Annotated in this window: 23 protein-coding genes; 6 read left to right on the plus strand and 17 right to left on the minus strand. The window is 69.8% G+C overall.

Annotated elements, in window-relative coordinates; translation table 11 throughout:
- Positions 1-58: 58 nt before the first annotated feature.
- From AB0G14_RS29315 to AB0G14_RS29330, 4 genes are all read right to left on the minus strand, one after another.
- The gene (locus tag AB0G14_RS29315) at positions 59-412 is read right to left on the minus strand and encodes a M23 family metallopeptidase (RefSeq protein ID WP_357702893.1); all 354 of its coding nucleotides are present in this window, start codon (positions 410-412) and stop codon (positions 59-61) included.
- 375 nt (positions 413-787) lie between these two features.
- Positions 788-2,149, minus strand: coding sequence for an IS4 family transposase (locus AB0G14_RS29320; protein WP_357702895.1), 1,362 nt, complete (start codon positions 2,147-2,149; stop codon positions 788-790).
- A gap of 125 nt (positions 2,150-2,274) precedes the next feature.
- Positions 2,275-2,451: a hypothetical protein gene (locus AB0G14_RS29325; RefSeq protein WP_357702897.1), complete on the minus strand. Its 177-nt coding sequence runs from the start codon at positions 2,449-2,451 to the stop codon at positions 2,275-2,277.
- Between the two features lie 27 nt (positions 2,452-2,478).
- Positions 2,479-3,120: a hypothetical protein gene (locus AB0G14_RS29330; protein ID WP_357702899.1), complete on the minus strand. Its 642-nt coding sequence runs from the start codon at positions 3,118-3,120 to the stop codon at positions 2,479-2,481.
- Positions 3,121-3,226: 106 nt separating this feature from the next.
- Here AB0G14_RS29330 and AB0G14_RS29335 point away from each other — a divergent pair, with 106 nt between their 5' ends.
- On the plus strand, positions 3,227-3,523 hold the full coding sequence (locus AB0G14_RS29335) for a hypothetical protein (protein ID WP_357702901.1): 297 nt from the start codon (positions 3,227-3,229) through the stop codon (positions 3,521-3,523).
- Positions 3,524-3,700: 177 nt separating this feature from the next.
- On the opposite strand, the gene AB0G14_RS29340 is transcribed toward AB0G14_RS29335, so the two are convergent.
- Positions 3,701-4,375: a response regulator transcription factor gene (locus AB0G14_RS29340; protein WP_357702903.1), complete on the minus strand. Its 675-nt coding sequence runs from the start codon at positions 4,373-4,375 to the stop codon at positions 3,701-3,703.
- Complete coding sequence (locus AB0G14_RS29345; RefSeq protein ID WP_357702905.1) at positions 4,372-5,226, minus strand: histidine kinase; 855 nt, start codon at positions 5,224-5,226, stop codon at positions 4,372-4,374. The genes AB0G14_RS29340 and AB0G14_RS29345 overlap by 4 nt, the downstream gene beginning before the upstream one ends.
- A 131-nt stretch (positions 5,227-5,357) precedes the next feature.
- On the opposite strand from AB0G14_RS29345, the gene AB0G14_RS29350 reads away from it, so the two are divergent.
- The 5 genes from AB0G14_RS29350 to AB0G14_RS29370 all read left to right on the plus strand — a co-directional run bounded on the left by AB0G14_RS29350 (position 5,358) and on the right by AB0G14_RS29370 (position 11,086).
- Entirely contained in the window at positions 5,358-6,074 is a 717-nt protein-coding gene (locus AB0G14_RS29350) for an ATP-binding cassette domain-containing protein (RefSeq protein ID WP_357702907.1), read from the plus strand.
- Positions 6,071-6,862, plus strand: a complete 792-nt coding sequence (locus AB0G14_RS29355) for a hypothetical protein (protein ID WP_357702909.1) — start codon at positions 6,071-6,073, stop codon at positions 6,860-6,862. The genes AB0G14_RS29350 and AB0G14_RS29355 overlap by 4 nt, the downstream gene beginning before the upstream one ends.
- The gene (locus AB0G14_RS29360) at positions 6,859-7,581 is read left to right on the plus strand and encodes a hypothetical protein (protein WP_357702911.1); all 723 of its coding nucleotides are present in this window, start codon (positions 6,859-6,861) and stop codon (positions 7,579-7,581) included. Before AB0G14_RS29355 ends, AB0G14_RS29360 begins: the two co-directional genes overlap by 4 nt.
- A gap of 875 nt (positions 7,582-8,456) precedes the next feature.
- The gene (locus AB0G14_RS29365; protein WP_357702945.1) at positions 8,457-9,743 is read left to right on the plus strand and encodes a M23 family metallopeptidase; all 1,287 of its coding nucleotides are present in this window, start codon (positions 8,457-8,459) and stop codon (positions 9,741-9,743) included.
- Positions 9,744-9,766: 23 nt separating this feature from the next.
- On the plus strand, positions 9,767-11,086 hold the full coding sequence (locus AB0G14_RS29370) for a phage tail tip lysozyme (protein WP_357702913.1): 1,320 nt from the start codon (positions 9,767-9,769) through the stop codon (positions 11,084-11,086).
- Positions 11,087-11,261: 175 nt separating this feature from the next.
- On the opposite strand, the gene AB0G14_RS29375 is transcribed toward AB0G14_RS29370, so the two are convergent.
- The 11 genes from AB0G14_RS29375 to AB0G14_RS29425 all read right to left on the minus strand — a co-directional run bounded on the left by AB0G14_RS29375 (position 11,262) and on the right by AB0G14_RS29425 (position 22,278).
- A complete protein-coding gene (locus AB0G14_RS29375; RefSeq protein ID WP_357702915.1) occupies positions 11,262-12,215 on the minus strand; it encodes an EamA family transporter in 954 nt (317 codons plus the stop codon).
- Positions 12,216-12,268: 53 nt separating this feature from the next.
- Positions 12,269-12,931: a 2-phospho-L-lactate guanylyltransferase gene (gene cofC, locus AB0G14_RS29380; protein ID WP_357702917.1), complete on the minus strand. Its 663-nt coding sequence runs from the start codon at positions 12,929-12,931 to the stop codon at positions 12,269-12,271.
- On the minus strand, positions 12,928-13,758 hold the full coding sequence (locus AB0G14_RS29385) for a nitrilase-related carbon-nitrogen hydrolase (RefSeq protein WP_350710310.1): 831 nt from the start codon (positions 13,756-13,758) through the stop codon (positions 12,928-12,930). The genes cofC and AB0G14_RS29385 overlap by 4 nt, the downstream gene beginning before the upstream one ends.
- Complete coding sequence (gene npdG, locus AB0G14_RS29390; RefSeq protein ID WP_357702919.1) at positions 13,755-14,450, minus strand: NADPH-dependent F420 reductase; 696 nt, start codon at positions 14,448-14,450, stop codon at positions 13,755-13,757. Before npdG ends, AB0G14_RS29385 begins: the two co-directional genes overlap by 4 nt.
- Positions 14,451-14,454: 4 nt before the next feature.
- On the minus strand, positions 14,455-15,462 hold the full coding sequence (locus AB0G14_RS29395; protein WP_145835928.1) for an LLM class flavin-dependent oxidoreductase: 1,008 nt from the start codon (positions 15,460-15,462) through the stop codon (positions 14,455-14,457).
- Between the two features lie 49 nt (positions 15,463-15,511).
- Entirely contained in the window at positions 15,512-16,927 is a 1,416-nt protein-coding gene (gene hydA / locus AB0G14_RS29400) for a dihydropyrimidinase (protein ID WP_091644407.1), read from the minus strand.
- A 45-nt stretch (positions 16,928-16,972) separates the two neighbouring features.
- Positions 16,973-18,334, minus strand: coding sequence for an aminotransferase class III-fold pyridoxal phosphate-dependent enzyme (locus AB0G14_RS29405; RefSeq protein ID WP_357702922.1), 1,362 nt, complete (start codon positions 18,332-18,334; stop codon positions 16,973-16,975).
- 28 nt (positions 18,335-18,362) lie between these two features.
- Entirely contained in the window at positions 18,363-18,926 is a 564-nt protein-coding gene (locus AB0G14_RS29410) for an amino acid synthesis family protein (RefSeq protein ID WP_357702924.1), read from the minus strand.
- 193 nt (positions 18,927-19,119) lie between these two features.
- Positions 19,120-19,950 carry a nitrilase family protein gene (locus AB0G14_RS29415; protein ID WP_357702926.1) on the minus strand — a complete coding sequence of 277 codons (831 nt, stop codon included), beginning with the start codon at positions 19,948-19,950 and terminating at the stop codon, positions 19,120-19,122.
- Positions 19,944-21,428, minus strand: a complete 1,485-nt coding sequence (locus AB0G14_RS29420) for an NAD-dependent succinate-semialdehyde dehydrogenase (protein ID WP_357702928.1) — start codon at positions 21,426-21,428, stop codon at positions 19,944-19,946. Before AB0G14_RS29420 ends, AB0G14_RS29415 begins: the two co-directional genes overlap by 7 nt.
- A gap of 58 nt (positions 21,429-21,486) precedes the next feature.
- On the minus strand, positions 21,487-22,278 hold the full coding sequence (locus AB0G14_RS29425) for an IclR family transcriptional regulator (protein WP_357463588.1): 792 nt from the start codon (positions 22,276-22,278) through the stop codon (positions 21,487-21,489).
- Positions 22,279-22,284 lie beyond the last annotated feature (6 nt).

The following is a 22,284-nucleotide window of genomic DNA, read 5'->3' on the forward strand; positions in this document are numbered from 1 at the left end:
GCTCCACGATCGACGGCGTTCCGCACACCCAACCATGATCCAACCCGAACGCCCCAGGTCAAGCCGACCCGCCGACGAGCACCTGACCAGTCACCTGGGAGCAACGGTTGTTGCCGTGATCGATCAAGGCGATGATGCCTCCGCCGGTGCTCCACCCCTCGTAGTAGACGGTGCCGGCCGCCGAGGCGACAATCGGGGTGCCTTGCGGCATGGCGAAGTCAACGGCATGTCGATTATAGCCGTCGTTGTGAGAATAGCCGCTTCCGGGCGTCTGGGTAATGGTGTACGCATGTCCAGCCCGGTAAGGTAGCTTGAACGGTGCGCCATTGCCGGCGAGTGCGGACTCCTGAGGAATCAGGATTCCGAGCACGGCGACAAGCGCAGCCAAGCTGACTGCGATATTGCGACGCAAATGGACCTCCTTGTGTCTACGATCGGCGCGGAATTTGGGATGTTCCCTTGCAGCCGCACGCTCATGAGCCACGAACTTTCGGGCGCGATCTGGCCCAAAGGGTGTCCCAACGGGGCCGAGACTGTCAAGAACGCCAATGGCTCTCTGCGTAACGGCCTGTTGCCCCGCCATGGGCGGCGTCCTTGAACCTGCCAAGCAGCTGATCAGCGAGGCCGAGTTGAGGTCTGCCCGCCCAAGGGCTCCCGGTACTCCGGTCTCGGCTCGGCCACGACGTCGAGCGCGTACCCCGCCAGGCCGGGAAAGGCTTCCACGTCCAGCCTTGACGGTGGGTCGTGGAACGGACCTTTAGCCGACCTTTAGCCCAAGGCCGTGAAGTTACGGGTTGTCCGGCGGTGTCAAGATGTCGACGTTGATGGTTGCTTGGTAGGTGCGTCGGTCGACGCGGAGGCTTTTATACGCATATCGGGAAAGCGGTCGTTTCACGGCTCGGGGGCTGACGCGTAGTCGGCGTGGGGGCATGACCTGGTCGAGGACGGTGCGGCCGATCGTGCCGATCAGGTCGATGACCGTGTCGGCGATGACGTTCGCGGCCCGGATGACCTGGTCGCGGGCGGTTTGCAGGGCGATGGTGAAGCTGGCCCGGTCGGGGTCGGTGCCGGTAGCGGCGGTGGCGTCGGCGATCGCGATGCGGATGGCTTGGTAGACGGTCAGCAGGGCGTAGATCTCTTGAGCGATGCCGGCGGAGCGGTGACTGCGCAGGACTCGGCGACCGAGGATGCTCTTCTTGATCGCGAAGTACGCGGATTCGATTTCCCACCGTTCGTGATACAGCGTGACCAGGCTGAATGCGGGGTAGCGGCGGTGGTCGAGCAGGGTGGTCGCCAGCCGGTAGACGCCGGTCTGCCGTCCCGCCGTGGTGGCGATGGTGATCTCACATTCGATGATGCGGACCTCGGCGCGGCCGATTCTGGACAGGAACGAGCCGTCGGGCAGCCGGGCCAGCATCGGGGGTTTGCGGGTGGCGGTCAGCCGGGCCAGGAACGCGGCGCCGGTGCCGGCGACACCGTCGAGCAGGGTGTTGCTGGACAGGCCCCGGTCCAGCAACACGATCATGCGGGTGTGCAGCGAGCGCAGCAGCCGGGTGGCGTAGCCGGATTCGCCGGTGCTGCCGGGGCCGAAGACCGCGTCGATGATCGCGCGGGTGCCGCAGGCCACCAGCGCGACCAGCCGGATCTGCGGATAGCCGCTGGCCTCGGTGTACTGGTTGCTGCCTTTGCCCAGCCGGGCACGGGTGGCCGGGTTGTCGGGCACGTCCAGGTGGGTGCCGTCGATCGCGACGACCAGCAGGCCGGCCCAGCGGGTGCCGGTGGCGCGGATCGTGGCGGTGTGCCCGCGCAGCAGGTCGAACAGGGCACGCATGGGGCGGGTGCCGAGCCGGCAGCGGGCGTGCCAGAGCGCGGTCGCGGTGATCTTCGGGATCGGTACGTCAAGCGCGGCGGTCAGCTTGCGCCACACGGCCAGGTAGCCACACTCGGCGAACAACGCGGCGGCCAGCAGCAGATAGACCACCACCCGGGCGGGTAGTTTCCGCAGCCGCTGCTGGACCGCGCCGCAGTCAGCCAGGACCGCGTCGACCATGTCGAACGGCACGATCTGGGTCAGCTCACCCAGATGCCCGGCAGCGAATGCGCCCGCAGCTACCGTGATCTTCCTGCTAATGACAGACTGGTCCTCCAACGGGACTCCTCATGATCGGATTCTTCGCCGAACCCAGATCATCGAAGGGTCCCGTTGCTACGTCCGACACGAACACACCCCTTGACACGCTCGCCCAGACGTTAACTTCACGGCCTTGACGACCTTTAGCCAGGTTCAGGCGCGTCGACGCGCAGGGTCGCCTCGCCGTCGATCGGCACCAGTGTTTCGGTGAACGTGCCCTCGCCCTGCACCGGCACCAAACCACCGAGGCAGTAGCTGCGGCTGACCAGCCCGGTCCCCGCCATGAGGCCCGACCACCCACCGCCTACGGGATCCGCCACCGGCGGCACCCGTGTCCCGCCCCGGTGTCAGTCCAGCCAGTACCAGCCGTCGCCGAGCGACCAGCGCATCCGGCAGGGGTCCGCGAAGCAGTCGAAGCTCGTGTCACCCGGCGTCCCGGTGAGGTACGCGTAGCCAGCCGCGCCGTCTGGCGTGCCGACCCAGACCGGCAGGAGGACGCCCGTCGGCCCGCTGCCCTCGGTGCCGATCCGCACCGCCCGCCCCATGGACGACAGGTGCCGCAGATCCTTCGGCAGAACCTGGCCGTACCGGTCGCCATACTCGGCCGTGACCTTGTCGGCGAGCCCGGCCGCGGTGCGGAAGTCATCCCGGTGGAGGCGGTAGAAGTTGTGGACGAAGACGGACGTCCAGTCGACGGCCACGATCGCCACCGGGGCCAGCAACCCAGGAACCAGCACCAGCGTCAGCGCCTTGACCGGCCCGACCCTGCGCCACAGGGCCACCAGGGCGATCCCGGTGACGGCCATCGCCAGCAGCCAGCCCAGCCCGGTGATGATCAGGCCGAGCAACCACAGGTTGGCCAGCCGAAGGCCGAAGAGATGCAGCCCGGCGACGGCTCCCCATGCCGCCACGACCCCGACCAGCCAACCGGCGACGACACGGCCACGCGGGCGTACAGCTGTCGTGGTACCACCTGCGACGACGGGCATCCGCTCATTATGAAGGTGGGCCGCAACACGCCCCGGTCTCCAGCCGGCGGCGGACCGCAGGCTGCCCGGTGGATCTGAACGAACTCACCGACGAGGTCGAGGCGGCGTGCAGCACCTTGAGAGGTGGCCCCGACCGCTCGTGACCCGCAGCGAGCAGTTCCGCACCTGGTGGGCCAACCACGACGTGCAAACGCACCACACCGGCGTCAAGAAGCTGCGCCACCCACTCGTCGGGGAGATCACGCTGACCTTCAACGAGCTGGACCTGCCCGGTGACCCGGGGCTGAGCATGAAGGCGTACACCGCCGAGCCGGGATCCGCCTCGGAGGAGAAGCTGCGGCTGCTTGCCAGCTGGTCGACGGCCAGCCCGGTGGAGCGCTTCCCCGCCGCCGAACAAAGCTGACTCGCCCCGCATTACGAGCCGAGCGTCCGGCACCGGCGCTGGGCAGATCCACCGTGCCTGGAGCCACGGGCAAGTTCCTTCGCGGGTACTTGGCGAGTGTTGGTCGAAGGCCGGGAAGCCTCACGCAGACGCTGAGGGGTCAGGGTGGTGAGCGTGTGGAGTGGCGAAGGAGCTGGGTTAGGCGGGGGCGATCAGGCCGTGCTCATAGGCGGCGATGACGAGCTGGGCACGGTCGCGGGCGTGGAGCTTGGCGAGGAGGTTGCCGATGTGCGTCTTGACGGTCTTGATCGAGATGGTGAGGGTGGCGGCGATGTCGTCGTTGGACAGGCCGCGTGCGACCAGGGTGAGCACTTCGGCCTCCCGCTTGGTGAGGATGTCGAGTCCCCGTGGCGAGGCAGCGGGGCGGCTGACGTAGTGCTCGATGAGGCGGGTCAGGATCGTGGGGGCGAACATGGATTCGCCGGCATGGGTGCGGCGGATCGCGTCGAGGAGCTGGTCGGGCCGGGCGTCTTTGAGGAGGAAGCCGCTGGCTCCGGCGCGGAGCGCGCCGTAGACGTACTCATCGAGCTCGAACATGCTCAGGACGAGTACTCGGCAGCCCGAGAGCGTGGCGTCTGCGGCGATGGTGCGGGTCGCCTCGATCCCGTCTCCGCCGGGCATGCGGATGTCCATCAGGATCACGTCGGGGCGCAGGTCGCGGGCCAGCGACACGGCCTCGCTCCCGGTGGCGGCTTCTCCGGCTATGGCGAGGTCGGGGGCTGCGCCCACGAGCAGGGCGAGGCTGTGTCGCAGGAGGGGCTGGTCGTCTGCGATGAGCACCCGGATCGCGGCTCGCGCGTCATCGATGGTCATGCCGCGCCTCGGTCGGGGATGCGGGCGGTGAGCAGCCAGCCGTCATCGGCCTGCTCGGCGTGGAGGCTGCCGTCGAGAGCGGCGACGCGTTCGCGGAGCCCGTCGAGGCCGTGGCCGGCACCGGGCTGAGGCTGCCAGCCGGGTCGCGGGCCGGCATCCTGGACTTCAACGATGATGGTATCTGCCTCGCGGTGAATCCCGACGCGGGCGTGGGAAGGTCCGGCATGCCGGATCGTGTTGTTCAGGGCCTCGCGAACGACCGCGCAGACGGTGAGCTGCACGCCTGCGGTCACGTCGCCCACCTCCTCGTCGCCGAGGGTGACGGTCAGTCCGGCATCGTTCGCGGCCTTGACGATCGCTGGGAGGTCGTCGAGGGTGTCGGCCGGGCGCAGCGGGGCGGGTCCGGCGGTGCGCAACAGGGCGAGCATGCGGCGCAGCTCGGTCGTGGTCTGCCGGCTGGCGCGCTCGATGTCGGCCAGCGCATTCGCCCTCTCCGCCTCACCGTCAGGTCCGGTCAGGGTGCGCGCGGCGGCGGCTCGGACGGTGATGAGGCCGAGGCCGTGGGAGGCGAGGTCGTGCAGGTCGCGGGCGATCCGCAGCCGTTCGGCCTGCGTAGCCTGTTCTGCGGCCCATGAGGCCAGCTCCTCCTCGTAGTGGCGGCGCTCCGAGCGAGTGCGGGCGAGCGCCCAGGCGATCACCAGGGCGGTGACCCCCGCGGACACGGCCAGGGCCCCCCACACGGATACGGGGTTGTCGACGCCGACGGTCATGAGCCCGAGTGCGAGCATGGCGAGGACGGCGACGGCGACGAGCCACGCGCGCGAGCGCCACGTCGGCCGGTCTGTCTCCATCGGCCAAGTCTAGTTTTCGGGCCTCCCAGCCGGATCGGACCTGGGTCTGACAGACCAGGGTCCGAGCGCAGGCGGCGAGGTCTGGTCCTGGGTCCGATGACGCGGCCGAGGCGCTCTGGTGGCATGGCGGCATGATCTCGATCAGCGGCCTCACCAAGCGGCACGGCTCCCGTACGGTCCTGTCCGACGTCACGTTCCAGGCGCATCCCGGCCGGGTGACCGGGTTCCTCGGTCCGAACGGGGCGGGCAAGTCCTCGACGCTGCGCATTCTGCTCGGCCTGGACCGCCCCACCGTCGGGACCGCGCTCATCGACGGGCGGCCATACCGGAGCCTGTGCGACCCGGCGCGCGCGGTCGGGTCCATGCTCGATGGCTCCGGTGCGCACCGGTCCCGCACGGCCCGCAACCACCTCGCCTGGGTCGCCCGCGCGGGCGGCATCCCGAAGCGCCGCGTGGACGAGGTGCTCGGCCAGGTGGGCCTTGCCGGTGCGGGCCGCACCCGCGTCGGCCGGTTCTCCCTCGGCATGGGGCAGCGCCTCGGGCTCGCCGCCGCACTCCTGGGCGAGCCGGCGGCGCTCGTGCTGGACGAGCCGGTGAACGGCCTCGACCCCGAGGGCATCCGGTGGATTCGCTGTCTGCTCCGCGGCCACGCGGACGCGGGCGGCACCATCCTGCTGTCCAGCCACCTGATGAGTGAGGTTACCGAGATCGCCGATGACCTCGTGGTCATCTCCGGAGGGCGCATCGTCGCGGCCGGCCCGCTGGGAGAGGTCACCGCCGGCTACGCCACGCTCGAGGACGCCTTCTTCGCCCTCACCGGCACCGATCGCGCAGGGAGCACGCAGTGAGCCTGCTGCGCGCGGTCGCCTCCGAACTGCGCAAGACCGCGACCCTGCCTGCTTCGCTCGTCGCGATCGGCGTCGCCGTGGCCGGATCGGTCGGAATCACCCTGCTCAACGCCTCGTATGCCCGCGCCGCCCTCGGCGGAGACCCCCGCTTCGACGGCTTCGAGACCTCCCCGGCCGAGACGGCGTTCGCCGCGGTTCCCCTCGGCGTCGTCGGGGCCGTCATCCTCGGCGTGGTCGCGATCAGCAGCGAATACACGGCCAACAGCTCCGACGCCGGAGGCGGAAGGCAGATCACCGCGACCCTGACGGCCACCCCTCGGCGTCTCACCCTGCTCGCGGCGAAAGCCGTCACCGTCGTCGTGCTCATCGCGATCACGGCGGCCGTCACGATCGCCACATGTATCGCGCTGGCCCACCTCGTCATCGGCACCGCCGTCACGCCCGACGACACCGGCGAGACGATCGCTCGCGCCCTCGGGGCAGCGCTCTACTGGGCGCTGATGGGACTGCTTGCGTTGGCGATCACGGTTCTCATCCGCAGCGGCATCATTCCGCTCATCGTGCTCATCGCCAACAGCTCCCTCGTCTCGGTGTCGTTCCTCCTCTCCCAGGTCACACCATTGGCTCGGTTCCTGCCCGACCTCGCCGGCATCCGCTTGTTCGCCCGCGAGAGCTTCGCCGCCTTCGACGACGCGCTGGATCCGCTCACCGGCGGCCTCGTCATGGCCGCCTGGGCATTCGGGCTCCTTGCGGTCTCGGCTGTCGTATTCACCCGCCGCGACGCATGAACCGCCCCTTCGCCCACACGATCGCCGCAGAGCTCGTCAAGCTCCGCAGCCTTCCCGCCCTGCTCGCCACCGTACTCGGAACGGTCGCCACAGGCATCGCCCTCGCCGCCGCCCTCGCCTCTTCGGCTCCGACGACCGGCGACACCACGCAGATCACGACCCAGACGATCGTTTTCCTCCAGGTCGGCCCCGTCCTCATCGGCGTGCTCGCCGCTGCGACCGAGTACATGGGACGCCAGATCGTGACTACCCTGACCGCCACTCCGAATCGCCTCCTACTGTTGGTTGGGAAGGCGGCCGGCTACCTGGCCGTAGCGGCAACCACAAGCCTCGCCACGATCGGAGCCAGCGCGGCGACGGCATGGATCACCCTCAGCGCCCGAGGCATCCGCTCGACCCGGGACTTCGACCTCTGGCCGCTGCTCGGAGCCGTGGTCTACCTCGTACTCATCGGGCTGCTCGCTCTCACGGTGACCATCCTGCTGCGTTCGCTGACCCCTCCGCTGGTGACGATGCTCGCTCTCGTCCTGATCGTCTCGCCCCTGCTGGCCGGCTACACCGAGCACGCCCGCTGGCTGCCCGACAAGGCAGGGAGTCTTCTCTACCTCCCCGACAACGATCTTCTGCTCACACCAGGCAGCGGGGCTCTCGTCCTGCTCGCCTGGATCACCGCGACGGCGATCGCGGCGAGCATCGCGTTCCAGAGACGCGACGCATGAGGGCGCTCCACCATGTTGCCCGGACCTGGTGCCGATGGCGCACCCGGCAACTGCCCTCACGCCGGGGTGGGGCGGAGGCCGCAACGCCCGAGCGCAGCGGAGTGGCTTGCGGGCCTCCGCCCCACCCCGGCACAATCTCGCGCCGGGTCGGAGCCTCCCGAGCACACGCCGAAACCGGGCGCCGCTCGGTGACTGTTGTGGACGCGGCGAGCCCGGTCTCGTCCTACGAACAGATCCGGTCCCAGCTGACCGATCTCATCCGCAATGGCGTGCTCGATGGCGGGCGTCGATTGCCTTCGATCTGCCAACTCGCAGGCGATCTCCGACTCGCCCCGGCACCGCCGCGTTCGCATACGGAGACCGAGGCCGCGGGCTTGATCGAATCCAGCCAACCGGCCGGGACCCGCGTGCGACCTGGGCACGTGTGGGCCTCCGGGACGCCGCGGAGCGGAGCAGTACGTGCCAGTGTGCGAGGTAGCGGTGTTGAGCTTGCCGATGTGCTTGGTGCGGTGCGAGCTGCCTGGGGCCATGCTCACGGAAGCGCCTTCTGACCAGCGGAGGCCAGGACCTGGCCGGCTGGGCGCTCATGCTGCGGATTCCCCGGCGTGGGTGACCCCGATACTGCCGAGCCCGCTTCTGCCCCGGCCCACTACCCATCGCTCCACCTCTCCGACGAGGTGTTGCGACGACCGGTTGACTCCGCCCTATACGGAAGCGGGCCCCGCAGCGGGTGTCGCGGACCAGGCAGGTCCCGGATGGCGCACCCGTCATTGCATCGATCGGCCATCGGTCGAACAACTGATGTATCGCAGACTGTCGCTTCCTAGGTTCGTCCCCGGATATTCCGTAAACGCACCGAGACCCAGGTGGTGGGCATGGACGGAATCGATAGACGGGCTTTCTTGCGTGTGACGGCGACAGCGGGCGCGGTCGCCGTCGCAGGCGTGACCGTGGGGACTGGGGTGGCGGCCGCGGCCGTGCCCGGGTTCTACAACCCCTTTACGGGGTACCCGATCACCGAGACGTGGGAGGGGCACCTGGCCCGCGGCTCCCTCGGCGGGATCGACTATGGCATGCCCGTCGGCACTCGGCTGCCCGCGGCGGGCGGCGGTGTGGTCTACAACGACCCCGACAACGGCACCGGCGGCTACACGGCGGTCATCCACCACGACAACGGCTACAAGACCCAGTACCTGCACCTGTCCGGGTTCGTCGTGGCGAACGGCACCCGGGTCGCGATGGGCGACATCGTCGGGTTGTCCGGCGGCTACCCGGGCGCGCCGGGCTCGGGCTCCTCGACCGGCCCGCACCTGCACTGGCACATGAACGACCCCTCCGGCACACGCATCAACCCGCTGGCGTTCCTTGGCGGTGACGCGCCCGCGGGGGACACGCAGGTGTTCGAGACGGCACACAACTCCGGCTGGCAGCCGCTTCCGGTGGCCTCGGTCGTGGCGTCGAAGGTGAGCGCGGTCCTGCGCGCGGACGGCACGAAGATCATCTACTCGGTGCGTGACGGGTACGTGTACGAGGCGGCGAGTAACGCGGGATGGCGCAACCTGCGCGTGCCCAACCTGGCCGGTGTGTCGGCGATTTCGGCGATCGCGGTCGGCAGCGGGGTCGTGCTCTACACGATCCGGTCGGGCGCGTTGTGGGAATGCGCGAGCGGCGACTGGGTTCCGTTCTGCGTTGGGTACAACGGAAGTCCGATCTACGCGGACGCGGTCAGCGCGGTGCTGCGGTCCGACGGCACACGGATCGTCTACACCGTGCGCGACGGCGCGGTGTTCGAGGCGGCAAGCAACGCGGGATGGCGAAACCTGCGGGTGCCCAACCTGGACAGCGTGGCCGTCGTGTCGGCCATCTCCCGCAACGGGATCACGACGCTCTACACGATCCGCGCGGGCGCCTTGTGGGAGGCCTCCAGCATCGACTGGCGGCTGTACGCCGTGGGGTACAACGGAAGTCCCATCTACGCGAATGCGGTCAGCGCGCTCCACCGGCCCGACGGCACGCGGATCGTCTACACCGTGCGCGACGGCGCGGTGTTCGAGGCGGCAAGCAACGCGGGATGGCGGAACCTGCGGGTGCCCAACCTGGGCGGAGTCGGTGCCGTCTCCGCCATCTACGCCAGCGGCACGGAGATCCTCTACACCCGGTGACACCGAGACGAGTGGGACACACCATGAATCGTTTGCCGAACGCGCTACTGCGGCGCGTTGGCCTGCTGGCCCTGGCAGGGCTCATCGTCGTATCCGGGATGGGCTTCCCCGGTGAGGCACGCGCCGCCGACAACTCCAGGACCGCGTGGGACTTCTTCGTCGGCAAGGGACTCACCGCGGAACAGACCGCAGGCGTTCTGGGCAACCTAGCGCAGGAGTCCAACATCAACCCGCTGGCGCAGGAGCCCGGCGGTCCCGGCCGCGGGATCGCGCAGTGGAGCACCGGCGGCCGCTGGGACACGACCGCGAGCGCCAACGCGACCTGGTACGCGGCGGTGACCGGCCAGAACGTGTGGAGCCTGGACGCGCAGCTCGGCTTCATCTGGTGGGAGCTGACGAACATCCCGGGGTACGGGCTGGCGCAGTTGCGGGCGTCGAGCACGATTGCCGACGCGACCGTCGCGTTCCAGGACCTCTACGAGCGCTGCGGAACCTGTCACGAGTCAACGCGGATTAGCTACGCGACGAACTACTACAACCAGTACGCGGGCACGACCCCGCCCGCGTCGAACACTCAGGTGTACGAGACAGCGGACAACTCCGGCTGGCAGCCGCTTCCGGTGGCCTCGATCGTGGCATCGAAGGTGAGCGCGGTCCTGCGCGCGGACGGCACGAAGATCATCTACTCGGTGCGTGACGGGTACGTGTACGAGGCGGCGAGCAACGCCGGGTGGCGGAACCTGCGGGTGCCGAACCTCGACAACGTCTCAGCCGTGTCGGCGATTGCCTTCAACGGCGGGACCGTTCTCTACACGATCCGCGCGGGCGCGGTGTGGGAGTCGTCCAGCGTCGACTGGCGGCCGTACGCGGTGGGATACAACGGAAGCCCGATCTACGCGGATGCGGTCAGCGCGGTGCTGCGGGCCGACGGCACGCGGATCGTCTACACGATGCGGGACGGCTACGTGTACGAGGCCGGTAGCAACGCCGGCTGGCGAAATCTGCGAGTGCCCACGTTGAGTGGTGTGTCGGCGCTGTCGGCCATTCCCTATAACGGCGGCACGGTGCTGTACACGATCCGCGCCGGCGCGGTGTGGGAGGCCGCAAGCGGCAACTGGACGCCGTATGCCGTGGGGTACAACGGTAGCCCCATCTACGGGAGCGGTCTGTCCGCCATCTCGTTGGCGGACGGCACGAGAATCGTCTACACGGTCAACAACGGCCGCGTGCACGAGGCGGCGAGCAACGCGGGCTGGCGGAACCTGCAGGTGCCCAACCTGTCCGGGGTCAACTCCGTCTCCGCCGTCAACGCGGGAGGCACCAAGATCCTCTACACCCGCTGACGCCGGACGGCACCTCAGTGACGGGGGTGCCTCCGGCAAGCGGCCCGGCGTTCCGCGAGGGTGGCATCCCTGGACCAGCATGGAACCCCTGCCGGACAGGGTCCAGGCCGGATGTTAGTTGAGGAGCCATTCGGAAGCCGCTGGGCCGATCTCGTAGCCACCGGGGTGCGGAACGTCAGGACTGGTAGGCGGGCGTCCAGCCACGGTCCTCGGGCCGCTGTCGCACCGCCGGGCGCGAACTGCGGTTTTCGTGCAGCGCGAGCAGGACCACCGAGGTCAGTACCAGCACCAGGCCGGTCCACTGGCTCGTGTCGAGTTGCCCGTCGAGCAGGGTGAGTCCGACCACGGCGGCCGTCAGCGGGAAGGCCAGTTCGGCCAGGGCCGCGCTCGACGCGGGCGTGTGCCGGAGCGCGTGGTAGTACAGCGACAGGGCGAGCAGGCCCGGTACGGCCGCGAGCAGCACCAGCCGCGGTACCAGCTCCACCGGAACCGTGACCGGCGTGCGGGTCGCCGCGGCGAAGGTGGCGAGGGTGACCAGTCCGACGGTGAACCGAAGCGTGGTGACATGCAGGAAGGACAGTTCGGCGCTGACCATTCGGCCGAGGACGGTGCCGGCTGCCCAGAGTGCCGCGGCCCCGGTGGCCAGCCCGGCCGCAGCGAGGCTGCGGGGGTGCATCCCCAGCGGGTCGGGGAACGCCAACAGCCAGGCGCCGGCGACCGCAGGCACCGCGAAGAGGGGGAACCGGCGGTTCACCCGTTCCCCGAGCAGCGCGGCGGCCAGGACGATCGCCAGCGCTGGTTGCAGCTTCTGCAACACCTGCGGGGTGATCGGGTCGCCCAGCCGGAACGCGGCGGTGAACAGCGTCGTGGCCAGCGCCGAGGAGCCGGCTCCGATCACCAGCACGGCCAGCTTCGTCCGCACGGAGCAGCGGGCGAGGGTTCGTACGGCCGGGATCAGCCAGGGCGACACCAGGAGCACGAGGACGACATGTTCGGCCAGGACCACGCTCAGCGCCGGAAGCTGGCGGGAGAGCGGTTCCCGCAGCAGGCCGGAGAAGCCCCAGAGGCTGGCGGCGACGGCGACCAGCCAGGTGCGGTCGCTGGCGGCGCGGCTGGCGATCGGGATCATCGTGTCCTTTCCGGGGCGCTGGGGCACCGACCTGCGGGCCGGTGTCGCGTTGATCAGTGTCGGGCGGCTGACGGAGTCGGCCGATCGGCGGACGGTGACCCGACCCACGAGCGGGTCGCCCCACCGAGGCGGTCGATCCCGAACGAGAGCAGGTGGGCGACGGTGTCCACGTCCCGCCGCAGCCCGGGCGCGGTCATCGGGAGATCGTGATAGCCGTCGGCGAGGAACCGGCGGCGAGAGTCGGGGCCGAGGAAGGGCCGGAAGTCGCCGGGATCGGTGAGTGTCACCATGGTGGTCCCGGTGCCGTCGGCGTCCGAGACGATGCACCGTGGGTGGGACCCGGCCGCCGTCAGCGCCGCGTCGAATTCCGGGGGCTGTGCGCCGGCAAGATCGGCCATGGCGACGGCCAACCGCGTGTCGGGGAGCGCCTCCCGGGCGATGATGAGCGCGGCGAGGACCTCCCGGTTCAGGTCCGGCCCGCAGGTGGTGCCGGCGACGGCGGCGCCGGCGGCCAACGCCGCGCCGACCACCTCCGGGTCGGTCGCGGCGACGACGACGGCACGCACCCGACGGGCCCGCGTCAGCCTGCCGACGACGTCGAGCAGCATCGCCCGGGCCAGTGCGCTCCGTTCGGAGACGTCGAGGCCGACGCATCTGGTCTTGGCCGCTGCGAAGGGCTTTGCCGGTACGACCACCACCCACGAGCCGTCCGTCATGCGTCGGGTTCCATCCTGGTCAACCGGCCGTACAGCTCGGGTCGCCGGTCGCGGAGGAAGGGGCGTCGACGGCGGGAGAGGTCGACGAGGCTCAGGTCCACCTCGGCCACCGCCACGTCGTCGCGGTCGTCGGCGGTCTGGGCGAGCACGTCACCGTTGGGGCCGTACACCGCGCTGAGTCCGAAGTAGTCCTTCACGCCCTCCGTGCCGACCCGGTTGGCGCAGATCACGAAGAGCCCGTTGAACACGGCGTGAGCGCGCAGCTCCAGCTGGAACACCTCACGCATCGGGGCGCTCGCCGAGGCGACCGGGACGCAGAGCACCGACCCGCCGCGTAAGGCGACGATGCGGCTCAGCTCGGGGAAGTGCCGCTCATAGCAGATGATGGTGCCGACTCCGGTCTCACCGGTCTGGACCACTTCCGGCTCGGCGCCGCCCGGTTGGAAGTAGAACTTCTCGGGGAAGCCGTTGGAGAACGGCAGGTGCGACTTGCGGTACACCGACTTGAGTTCGCCGTCGACGTAGGTGCAGGCGGTGTTGTGGTACACCCCCGGCACCTGCCCCGCCTCGAAGATCGACGAGACGACGGTCATCCGGTGCCGCTTCGACCGCTCGGCCGCCATCCGGTTGGACGGGCCGTCGAGTTCCTCGGCGTACTGGAAGTAGTCGAGGTCGGGCTCCGGCTGGACGAACGGCACCGCGAACAGCTCTGGCAGCAGCAGGATCCGGGCGCCCTGGGCGGCCGCGTCGTCGATCAGGTCGGCGGCCCGGCCGATCGTCTCGGCCCGGTCGTCGGTGGCGCGAAGTTGCAGGGCGGCGAGTCTCACGCGGGGACCTTTCCGACAGCCGGGGCCAGGCCGGTCAGAGCCAGCCCGGAACGGGTCTTGTACCGCTTGTTCACGCTGATCAGTACTGCGGTCAGCGGTTCCAGTTGCCGGGCCAGGCGCAGCCGGCCGGCGTCGAGGGCGCGGCCGCCCGTCACGTCGGCCGCGAGGGCCATCACCCGTTCCTTGGCGGCGATGTCGTCACCGCAGACCAGGACGTCCTCGTGGCTCAGGTTCGCCTCCGGGTTGAGCAGGAGGGGGGCGGCCAGGTGGTGGAACGCCCCGACCACGGTGGCCGAGGGGACGAGTTCGGCGGCCTCCTCGGCAGCGCTCCCGGCCAGGACGTTGCGGCCGTACGGCCCGAAGCGGTCGAAGCTCAGCGGGTTGACGCAGCTGATGACGATCTTGCCGGCCATCGCACGGGCCAGGCTGGTCACCAGTTGGGCGTGTCCGTCGTACGGCACGGCGAGCAGCACGATGCCGGCGCTCTCCGCAGCCGCCAGGTTCGCCGCACCGGTGATCCGGGCGACACCGGCCCGCTGGGTCAGCTCCTCGGCGGCGGCCGTGGCCCGCTCGGCGTCACGTGATCCGAGGACGACCTCGTGTCCGGCGAGCGCCAGGCGGTAGCCCAGCCCCCGGCCTTGCGGACCGGTGCCACCGACCACGGCGATGCGGGTGGGAAGGTTCTCTGTCATCGGGTCACCCCTTCGCGGCCTGGGCGAGCCGGGTGAGGGTCTGTTCCTTGTCACCCAGCGTGGAGATGATCGGGCAACGCACCCCGGCCTCGTGGTACGACTGCAGCTTCTGGAAGGCGTCGTCGGTGGAGCCGCAGGCGGTGACGTTCTGCACCAGGCTGTTGGGGACCAACTGCATCGCCCGCTTGATGTCCTCCGGCGTGGCGGGCCAGCCGGCGATCTCCTGCAACCGGTCGACGAGTTCGCGCTCCACCCCGCAGTGCTCGGCGATGTGCGGCTGCTGGCAGAGGTAGAGGGTGAGGAACGCCTTGCACGCGTCGATGGCCTCCTGCGGGTCGTCGTCGTTGACGCTGCACGCCACGATCTGGGTCAGGTCGATGCCGTCGCGGCCGTCAGTCCGCTTGGCCACCCCCCGCTCGATCGCCTCACGGGCGCCGACCATGTACGACGGGGGAAGCAGGAAGTCCATGTGCACGCCGTCGCTGATCTCGCCGGCGAGTTCGAGCATCCGCGGGCCTACCGCACCGATGTAGATCGGAATGTCGACCGGCTTGTTCTCGCGGTACATGCTGTCGAAGCGCACGTCCTTCATCTGCACGAACTCGCCGTCGAAGGAGACGAGTTCGTTGCGGAAGAAGGCCTGCAGAACGGTGATGTACTCGCGCATCGACTTGATCGGCTTGGCCAGCGGCTGGCCGACCTTCGTCGCCAGCGGCTCCCACCAGGCGCCGATGCCCAGGATCGCCCGGCCCGGCGCCACCTCGTCCAGGGTCTTGAAGGTGACCGCCATCAGGGCCGCGTTGCGGCTCTTGTTGTTGACCACACCGGTACCGATCTTCACGTTCTTCGTCTTGCTCGCGATGATCGCCGCCGGGACGATGCCGTCGCGCGCGAGTCGTCCCTCGGCGACCCACACGGACTCGAACCCGTTCTGGTCGGCGAACTCGGCCTGCCAGTAGGTCTGCTCCAGGCTGAGTCGCTCGCCGACATGGATACCCAGGGGAAGTTTCATCACTGTGTCAGCTCCGCTCGGTACGTGGTGGAGGGTGGAAATCGGTAGGTCAGGAGAGGCGCGGCGCGGCGCGGGTCAGGAAGGTTCCCCGGCCGGGGGTGTCGTGCCGGAGGCCGGCCGCGTCGACCAGGTGCTCACCCCGGGAGAACACGTGTACCGGCTTGCCGGTCACCCGCATGCCCTCGTAGATGTTGTAGTCGGTGCGCATGTGCGAACCCGCCGCCGTGATCACGTGATCGGCCGCCGGATCCCAGACCACCAGGTCGGCGTCCGCCCCGACGGCGACGATCCCCTTGGCTGGGAAGAGGCCGAACAGCTTGGCCGGCCGGGTGGCGACCAGGTCCACGAAGCGGCACGGGTCGATCAGCCCGCCGGCCACCCCGGCCTGCCAGAGGACCATCAACCGATCCTCGATGCCCGGGACGCCGTTGGGCACCTTCGGGAAGTAGCCGGGGCTGCGCATCTTCTGCGGCGGCAGGTCGTCGGGCTGGTGCAGGCAGAAGCCGGCGTGGTCGGTGGCGACGGTGGACAGGGCGCCGGTGGCGAGCATCCGCCACAGGCCGTCCTGGTTGCTGCGTTCCCGGATCGGCGGCGAGCAGACGTACGCGGCGGCGTGCTCCCCGAGGTCCGCGTAGTCCTCGTAGGCGACGACCAGGTACTGGGGGCAGGTCTCGCCCCACACCCGCGACCCGGCCGCCCGGGCCCGGCTGATCTCGTCGGCCGCCGCCGCGCTGGAGACGTGCACCACGTACAGCGGTGTTCCGATGGTGTCGGCGAGCACGACCGCCCGGTGCACCGCCTCGGCCTCGGACTCGTGCCCGTGTGCCCGCAGGTGGAAGCTCTCGGCTGTCTGGCCGCTGTCCACCAGGCGCCGAACCTCCCGGGCGACCATGTGTCCGTTCTCGGCGTGCACCATGGGCAGTACGCCGAGCTCGCGCGCCAGCTCGAAGCCGTCGAGCAGCTCGTTGTCCTCGACCATCTGGCCCGGGTAGGCCATGAAGAACTTCCAGCTGGTGGCGCCCTCGGTGACCAGCCGACGCAGGTCGTCGAGGACGTCCGGCTGGGCGGCGCGGGGCGGGACGATGGCGTGCAGGCCGACGTCGATCACTGCCTTGGCCGCCGCCGCGTCCCGCCGGCGCAGGTAGGTGTCGTACAGCGACCGGTCCGGTTCCTTCTTGACGAAGTCGAGGACGGTGGTCGTGCCGCCGCACGCCGCCGCGACGGTCCCGGTGTGGAAGTCGTCGGCGGTGTGGGTACTGAACCCGTCGACCGGGTACTCCAGGTGTGTGTGCGCGTCGATGCCACCGGGCATGACCAGCTTCCCGGTCGCGTCGACGACGTGGTCGGCGGTCCAGTCCGGCCCGGCGCCGAGGGCGACGATCCGGCCGTCACGCACCAGCACGTCGGCGCGGACCGCCGCATCGGCGTTGACGACCGTGCCGTTGGCGATCAACGTCGTTGGCATCTCGTACCTCTCCTCCCGGCGGGCTCCCACCCGTCGCGCCGTTCGTCAGCCCTGGTAGTGCTCGTCGGCGAGGGACAGGACCTCGTCGAGGACGCCGAGCGCGAGATCGATCTCCTCGGCGTTGATCACCAGCGGCGGGGTCAGCCGCAGGACGTTGAAGTTGGCGGTCAGGTAGACGCCCTGCTGCATCGCGGCCTTGAGTAGGCGGCTGACCGGGGCCGCCGCCGGGCCCTTGGCGTTGAACGGGACGAGCGGCTCCCGGGTGTCGCGGTTGCGCACCAGCTCCACGCCGTAGAACAGACCCCGGCCACGGATGTCGCCGATGCTCGGGTGGCTCTCCGCCAGCTTGGCCAGGCCGGCCCCGAGCCGCTCCCCCATTGCCCGCGCGTTCTCCACCACGCCCTCGTCCTGCATGATCCGCAGGGACGCCACGCCGGAGGCGCAGGCGAGCGGGTGCCCGGCGTAGGTCAGACCGCCCCAGAACATGTGGTCGCGCAGCCAGTCGGAGATCCGGGCGGAGACCGTCATGGCCCCGAGGGGTACGTAGCCGGAGTTCAGCCCCTTGGCGGTGGTGAGGATGTCGGGCACGACATCCCAGTGGTCGCAGGCGAACCACTCACCGGTACGGCCGAAGCCCGCCATCACCTCGTCGAAGATGAGCAGGATGCCGTGCCGGTCGCAGACCTCCCGCAGCGACCGCAGGTATCCGTCCGGCGGGTAGAGCAGGCCGTTCGTGCCGGTGACCGGTTCGATGATCACTGCGGCGACCGTCTCCGGGTTCTCGTACTGGAGGATCTCCTCCAGGTGCGGCCCCCCGGAGCAGACCGGGCACGGGTCGGGGTGCCCGGCCGGGCACCGGTAGGTGTAGGGGTCGAGCATGCGCACCACACCGGTCATCCCCGGCTCGGCCGCCCATCGGCGCGGGTCGCCGGTCAGCGACATCGCGCCCGCCGTGGCGCCGTGGTATGAGCGGTAGCGGGCGATGATCTTCTGCCGGCCGGTGACGTGCCGGGCCAGTCGGATGGCGTTCTCGTTGGCTGCCGCTCCGCCGGTGGTGAAGAAGCTCATCTTCAGGTCACCGGGGGTCAGTTCGGCCATCAGCTCGGCCAGCTCCGCCCGGGTGCGCTCGGCGAAGCCGGGTCCGATGTAGCAGAGTTGCTCGGCCTGGGCGCGGATGGCCTCGACCAGTCGGGGGTGCTGGTGACCGAGGTTCAGGTTGACCAGTTGTGACTGGAAGTCGAGGTAGCGGCGGCCGTCGTAGTCCCAGAACCACGATCCGGATCCGCCGGCCACGGGGATGGGATCGAGCGCGCCCTGCACCGACCAGGAGTGGATGACGTACTCCCTGTCGATTTCTTTGACCCGCTGGCTGGTCCAGGTGTCGGTGTCGGTGTCGGTGATCGTCATCGGCTGGCCTCCGTCCCGTCCGGCTGGGTCAGTTGCTCTTCAGCTCGGCGCCGAAGGCGGCGAGCCGGGCCAGCGGGCGTCCGGCGTTCGACGCGGCGCAGACCACGAAGATCTCCCGGGGCCGCGGCACGTCGGCCACCTGGAGGGTCACCGTCTGGTGGTGCGAGCGGGTCTTGGCATCCAGCTTGTGCTTGAGCGGAATGTCGATGGGGCTGCCGGGCAGGCCGACCTTCTCGGCGGCGGGCAGCAGCTCGGTGCCGCCGGCCACGCTGCGAAAGACGTTGCCGAAGCGGAGGTTGTGAATCAGCGCCGAGCCGTGCTCGATCTCGCCGTCGATGCCGACGAGCGCCGCCTTGCCGAACGCCTCGACCTCCTCGCCGAGCAGTTCCACGCAGGCGGGGCCGACCAGGTTGCCGATCTCCTCACCGATCTCGTCGGCGAGGGTGACCAGGTCCTGGACGTACTCGCTGGGGTAGGGATTCTCGATGACCACGCCGGCGAAGGCGACCCGGTGCACCGGCTGCACCGCCCTGCCGTTCTCCAGCCGCGTCTCTTCGAGGTGACGGATCAGCTTGCGAACACGGATGCTCACGTTCACTCCTTAATGGTTCATTGGATGAACCGTCGGTTCATATCTTGGTTCTGCGGGAAGAGCGAAGTCAATAGCCTTCAAGGACAGATCCCGGTGCCCGGAGTGCCCGCGCCTCGCCCGCTCCCCGCAGGTCACGAAGGACGCCGCCCCCTACCGGCGAGGCCGGCCCCCGGCTCAGCTCACGGCCGGTCCGTCAATGGACGTAGAGGTCAGTCCGCCGGTCGGCCACTGGCTGGTTGAACGGGTTGTGCAACCGTTCGGCACGCGAGCCGATCAGGTCCACCTCCGCCAGCACGAGTTCCTCCCGGTCCGGGCTCGCCGGGCCGGCAAGCGGCCAACCGTCGGGTCCCACGAGGACGGACCGGCCGACGAACGTCTGCCCCCGCTCGACTCCAATCCGGCTGACCCCGGCGACGTAGCACTGGTTGGAGTGCGCCCCGGTCATGCACATGAGGTTCGCCATCGCTGGGGCGGCCTCGGGCTGCCCGGGCACCGGCACCCAGTTCGACGGCAACACCACCAGGTCGGCACCCTGCAACGCCGCGCTGCGGAACGTCTCGGGGAACCAGGCGTCGTAGCAGATCCCGATCCCGATCCGACCCAGCGGCGTGTCGAAGACCGGGAAGCCGTCCCCGTTACGGTCGTAGATCTCCTTCTCGTCGTTCCACAGATGGGCCTTGCGGAAGGTTCCGACATGGCCGGTAGGGCCAAGCAGCACCGCCGAGTTGAAGACCCGGTCCCCGTCCCGCTCGGTGACCCCACCCACGATCCACACGTCCAGCTCGGCGGCGAGCCGCGCCCAGGCGGCGACCGTAGGGCCGTCCGGCACCGACTGGGCATGGTGCGCGGCCTCCGCCCGGTCGGCGAAGACGTATCCCGCCGAGGCCGCCTCGGGCAACACCACGAGCCGGGCCCCACGGCCCGCCGCCTCCCGGATCCAGTACGAGGTCTTGGCGATGTTCACCGGGATGTCACCGAAGACCGGCTCCAGTTGGACCCCGGCGAGCAGGAACCTGGTCACCATGACGCCCGCACCGCCGCATACTTGATGTTCAGGTACTCGTCGATGCCGGCCTTGCCGCCCTCGCGCCCGAGACCGGACTGCTTGACCCCGCCGAACGGTGCCGCCGGGTTGGAGATGATGCCCTGGTTGAGCCCCACCATCCCGCTCTCGAGGCGCTCGGTCACCCGCAGGCCACGGCCGAGGTTCTCCGTGAAGACATACGCGGCGAGGCCATACTCCGAGGCGTTGGCCCTGCCGACCGCCTCGTCCTCGTCGTCGAAGACCACGACCGGGGCGACCGGCCCGAAGATTTCCTCCCGGACGCACCGGGCGCCGTCGGGCACTCCAGACAGGACAGTCGGCGCGAAGAAGTGGCCCTCCCCGGCGATCGGTCCGCCGCCGGTGACGACGCTCGCCCCCGCCTGCGTCGCATCGGTGACCAACTGAGCAACCGACGCCACCGCGGCCTGGTCGATGAGCGGCCCTACCTCGGTCGAGGGGTCCAGCCCGTGACCGACGCGCAGCCCATGCAGCCGCTCGGCCAGCGCGCCGACGAACCGCTGCGCCACCGACCGCTGCACGTAGAACCGGTTCGCGGCGGTGCACGCCTCACCGACGTTGCGCATCTTCGCCTGCACGGCCCCCTCGACCGCCAGCTCCAGGTCGGCGTCGTCGAACACGATGAACGGCGCGTTCCCGCCCAACTCCATCGACGTGCGCAGCACCCGCTGCGCGGACTGGGCGAGCAGCGTCCGACCGACCGGGGTCGAGCCGGTGAACGACAGCTTGCGCAACCGGTCGTCGGCGAGCAACACCGAGGTGACCCGGCCGGACTGCGAGGTGGTGAGCACGTTGACCACGCCACGCGGCAGGCCGGCCCGCTCCAGGATCTCCACCAGCGCCAGCATCGACAGCGGGGTCTGCTTGGCCGGCTTGACCACGACGGTGCAGCCGGCCGCCAGGGCGGGACCGATCTTGCGGGTGCCCATCGCCATCGGGAAGTTCCACGGGGTCACCAGTAGACAGGGGCCGACCGGCTGCCGCAGGACGACGACGCGCGAGTTCCCGGCCGGTGCCGTGAGGTAGCCCCCGTCGATCCGGACCGCCTCCTCGGCGAACCAGCGGAGAAACTCCGCAGCGTAGGTGACCTCGGCCTGGGACTCCGCGAACGCCTTGCCCATCTCCAGGGTCATCATCCGGGCCAGGTCGTCCCGGCGTTCGATGACCAGGTCGAACGCCCGGCGCAGCACCTCTCCCCGTTCTCGGGGCGGGGTGGCGGCCCAGCCGGACTGGGCACGGGCGGCGGCGGCCAGGGCGTCCAGCCCGTCGGCGACCGAGGCGTCCGCCACCTCGGCGATCGTCGACCCCGTCGCCGGGTCCTCCACGGCCAGGACGGCACCGTCCCGGCCCGCGCGCCACTCGCCGTCGACGTACAGGCCCTTGGGGGTCTTGTCGACCACGGTCATCGCCGCCGCCAACGCCTCGGCTGGTACGGCCATTGCTTCCTCCTTCACCGCGGGCCTCGCCACGGGCGAGCCGGTACGGTCGGCGGGTGCCCTAGCGTCTGGCAAAGGCACTCGGGATATCGATGTCAGCGTTGCTGAGCAGGTCGGTGAGCTGTCGTGCGGCCTTGATCACCGACTCCGCCATGATGTCGATGCGGTCGCGGGTGATCCGGTAGGTGGGCCCGCCGATCCAGACCGCGTACGGCGTCGTCCCTCGCAGGCGCACCGGTGCGGCGACCGACGCCGCCCCGACCTCCAGCTCGTCGTACGCGAAGGCGAACCCCCGGTTCCGAACCGCCTCCAGCGAGCCCATGAAGGACTCCAGGTCCCCCACCTCCGGCGGGGCGTGCTCGGCGAACTCCTCGGTGAAATCCTCCCGCACCGAATCCGGGTTCAGCGCCGCCAGCAGCACCTTCCCCGTGGAGGTCGCCCACACCGGCTGGGTACGGGGTACCGGCTTGAGCGTCTGCCCGATCAGCGACGGCCCCGGCACCTGGGCGACGACCATCACCTTCGGTGGAAGCAGCACGTCGAAGCCTGCGGTCTCCCTGGTCTCCTCGGCCAGGTTCCGCAGCACCTCTCGCATGTGGCCGTACGCGCCACCGCCGTCGAGCAGGCCACCCACGATGGAGAGCAGTCCGAGCGACACCCGGTAGCGACGGGTCACCGGATCGAGGGTGAGCCAGCTCTCCCGTTCCAGCACGGTGAGCACCCGGTAGCAGGTGGCCTTGGGGATACCCGCCTCCCGGGCCACCTCGCTGAGTCCGACACCCTCGGGGTGAGCCGCCACGGCCCGCAGGAGCCAGATCGTACGTCGCACCAGCCCCGCCTCACTGGGCGCCATTGCTAC

Origin of the sequence: Micromonospora sp. NPDC023814, from assembly GCF_040639595.1 — a bacterium.
Lineage (GTDB): Bacteria > Actinomycetota > Actinomycetes > Mycobacteriales > Micromonosporaceae > Micromonospora.

Coding starts and splice junctions, on each gene's coding strand:
- AB0G14_RS29330 (WP_357702899.1), bottom strand. CDS start 3,120: ATGCCCGTCGTCGCAGGTGGTACCACGACAGCTGTACGCCCGCGTGGC.
- AB0G14_RS29340 (WP_357702903.1), bottom strand. CDS start 4,375: ATGACCATCGATGACGCGCGAGCCGCGATCCGGGTGCTCATCGCAGAC.
- AB0G14_RS29345 (WP_357702905.1), bottom strand. CDS start 5,226: ATGGAGACAGACCGGCCGACGTGGCGCTCGCGCGCGTGGCTCGTCGCC.
- AB0G14_RS29350 (WP_357702907.1), top strand. CDS start 5,358: ATGATCTCGATCAGCGGCCTCACCAAGCGGCACGGCTCCCGTACGGTC.
- AB0G14_RS29360 (WP_357702911.1), top strand. CDS start 6,859: ATGAACCGCCCCTTCGCCCACACGATCGCCGCAGAGCTCGTCAAGCTC.
- AB0G14_RS29365 (WP_357702945.1), top strand. CDS start 8,457: ATGGACGGAATCGATAGACGGGCTTTCTTGCGTGTGACGGCGACAGCG.
- AB0G14_RS29370 (WP_357702913.1), top strand. CDS start 9,767: ATGAATCGTTTGCCGAACGCGCTACTGCGGCGCGTTGGCCTGCTGGCC.
- AB0G14_RS29375 (WP_357702915.1), bottom strand. CDS start 12,215: ATGATCCCGATCGCCAGCCGCGCCGCCAGCGACCGCACCTGGCTGGTC.
- cofC (WP_357702917.1), bottom strand. CDS start 12,931: ATGACGGACGGCTCGTGGGTGGTGGTCGTACCGGCAAAGCCCTTCGCA.
- npdG (WP_357702919.1), bottom strand. CDS start 14,450: ATGACAGAGAACCTTCCCACCCGCATCGCCGTGGTCGGTGGCACCGGT.
- AB0G14_RS29395 (WP_145835928.1), bottom strand. CDS start 15,462: ATGAAACTTCCCCTGGGTATCCATGTCGGCGAGCGACTCAGCCTGGAG.
- hydA (WP_091644407.1), bottom strand. CDS start 16,927: ATGCCAACGACGTTGATCGCCAACGGCACGGTCGTCAACGCCGATGCG.
- AB0G14_RS29405 (WP_357702922.1), bottom strand. CDS start 18,334: ATGACGATCACCGACACCGACACCGACACCTGGACCAGCCAGCGGGTC.
- AB0G14_RS29415 (WP_357702926.1), bottom strand. CDS start 19,950: ATGGTGACCAGGTTCCTGCTCGCCGGGGTCCAACTGGAGCCGGTCTTC.
- AB0G14_RS29420 (WP_357702928.1), bottom strand. CDS start 21,428: ATGGCCGTACCAGCCGAGGCGTTGGCGGCGGCGATGACCGTGGTCGAC.
- AB0G14_RS29425 (WP_357463588.1), bottom strand. CDS start 22,278: ATGGCGCCCAGTGAGGCGGGGCTGGTGCGACGTACGATCTGGCTCCTG.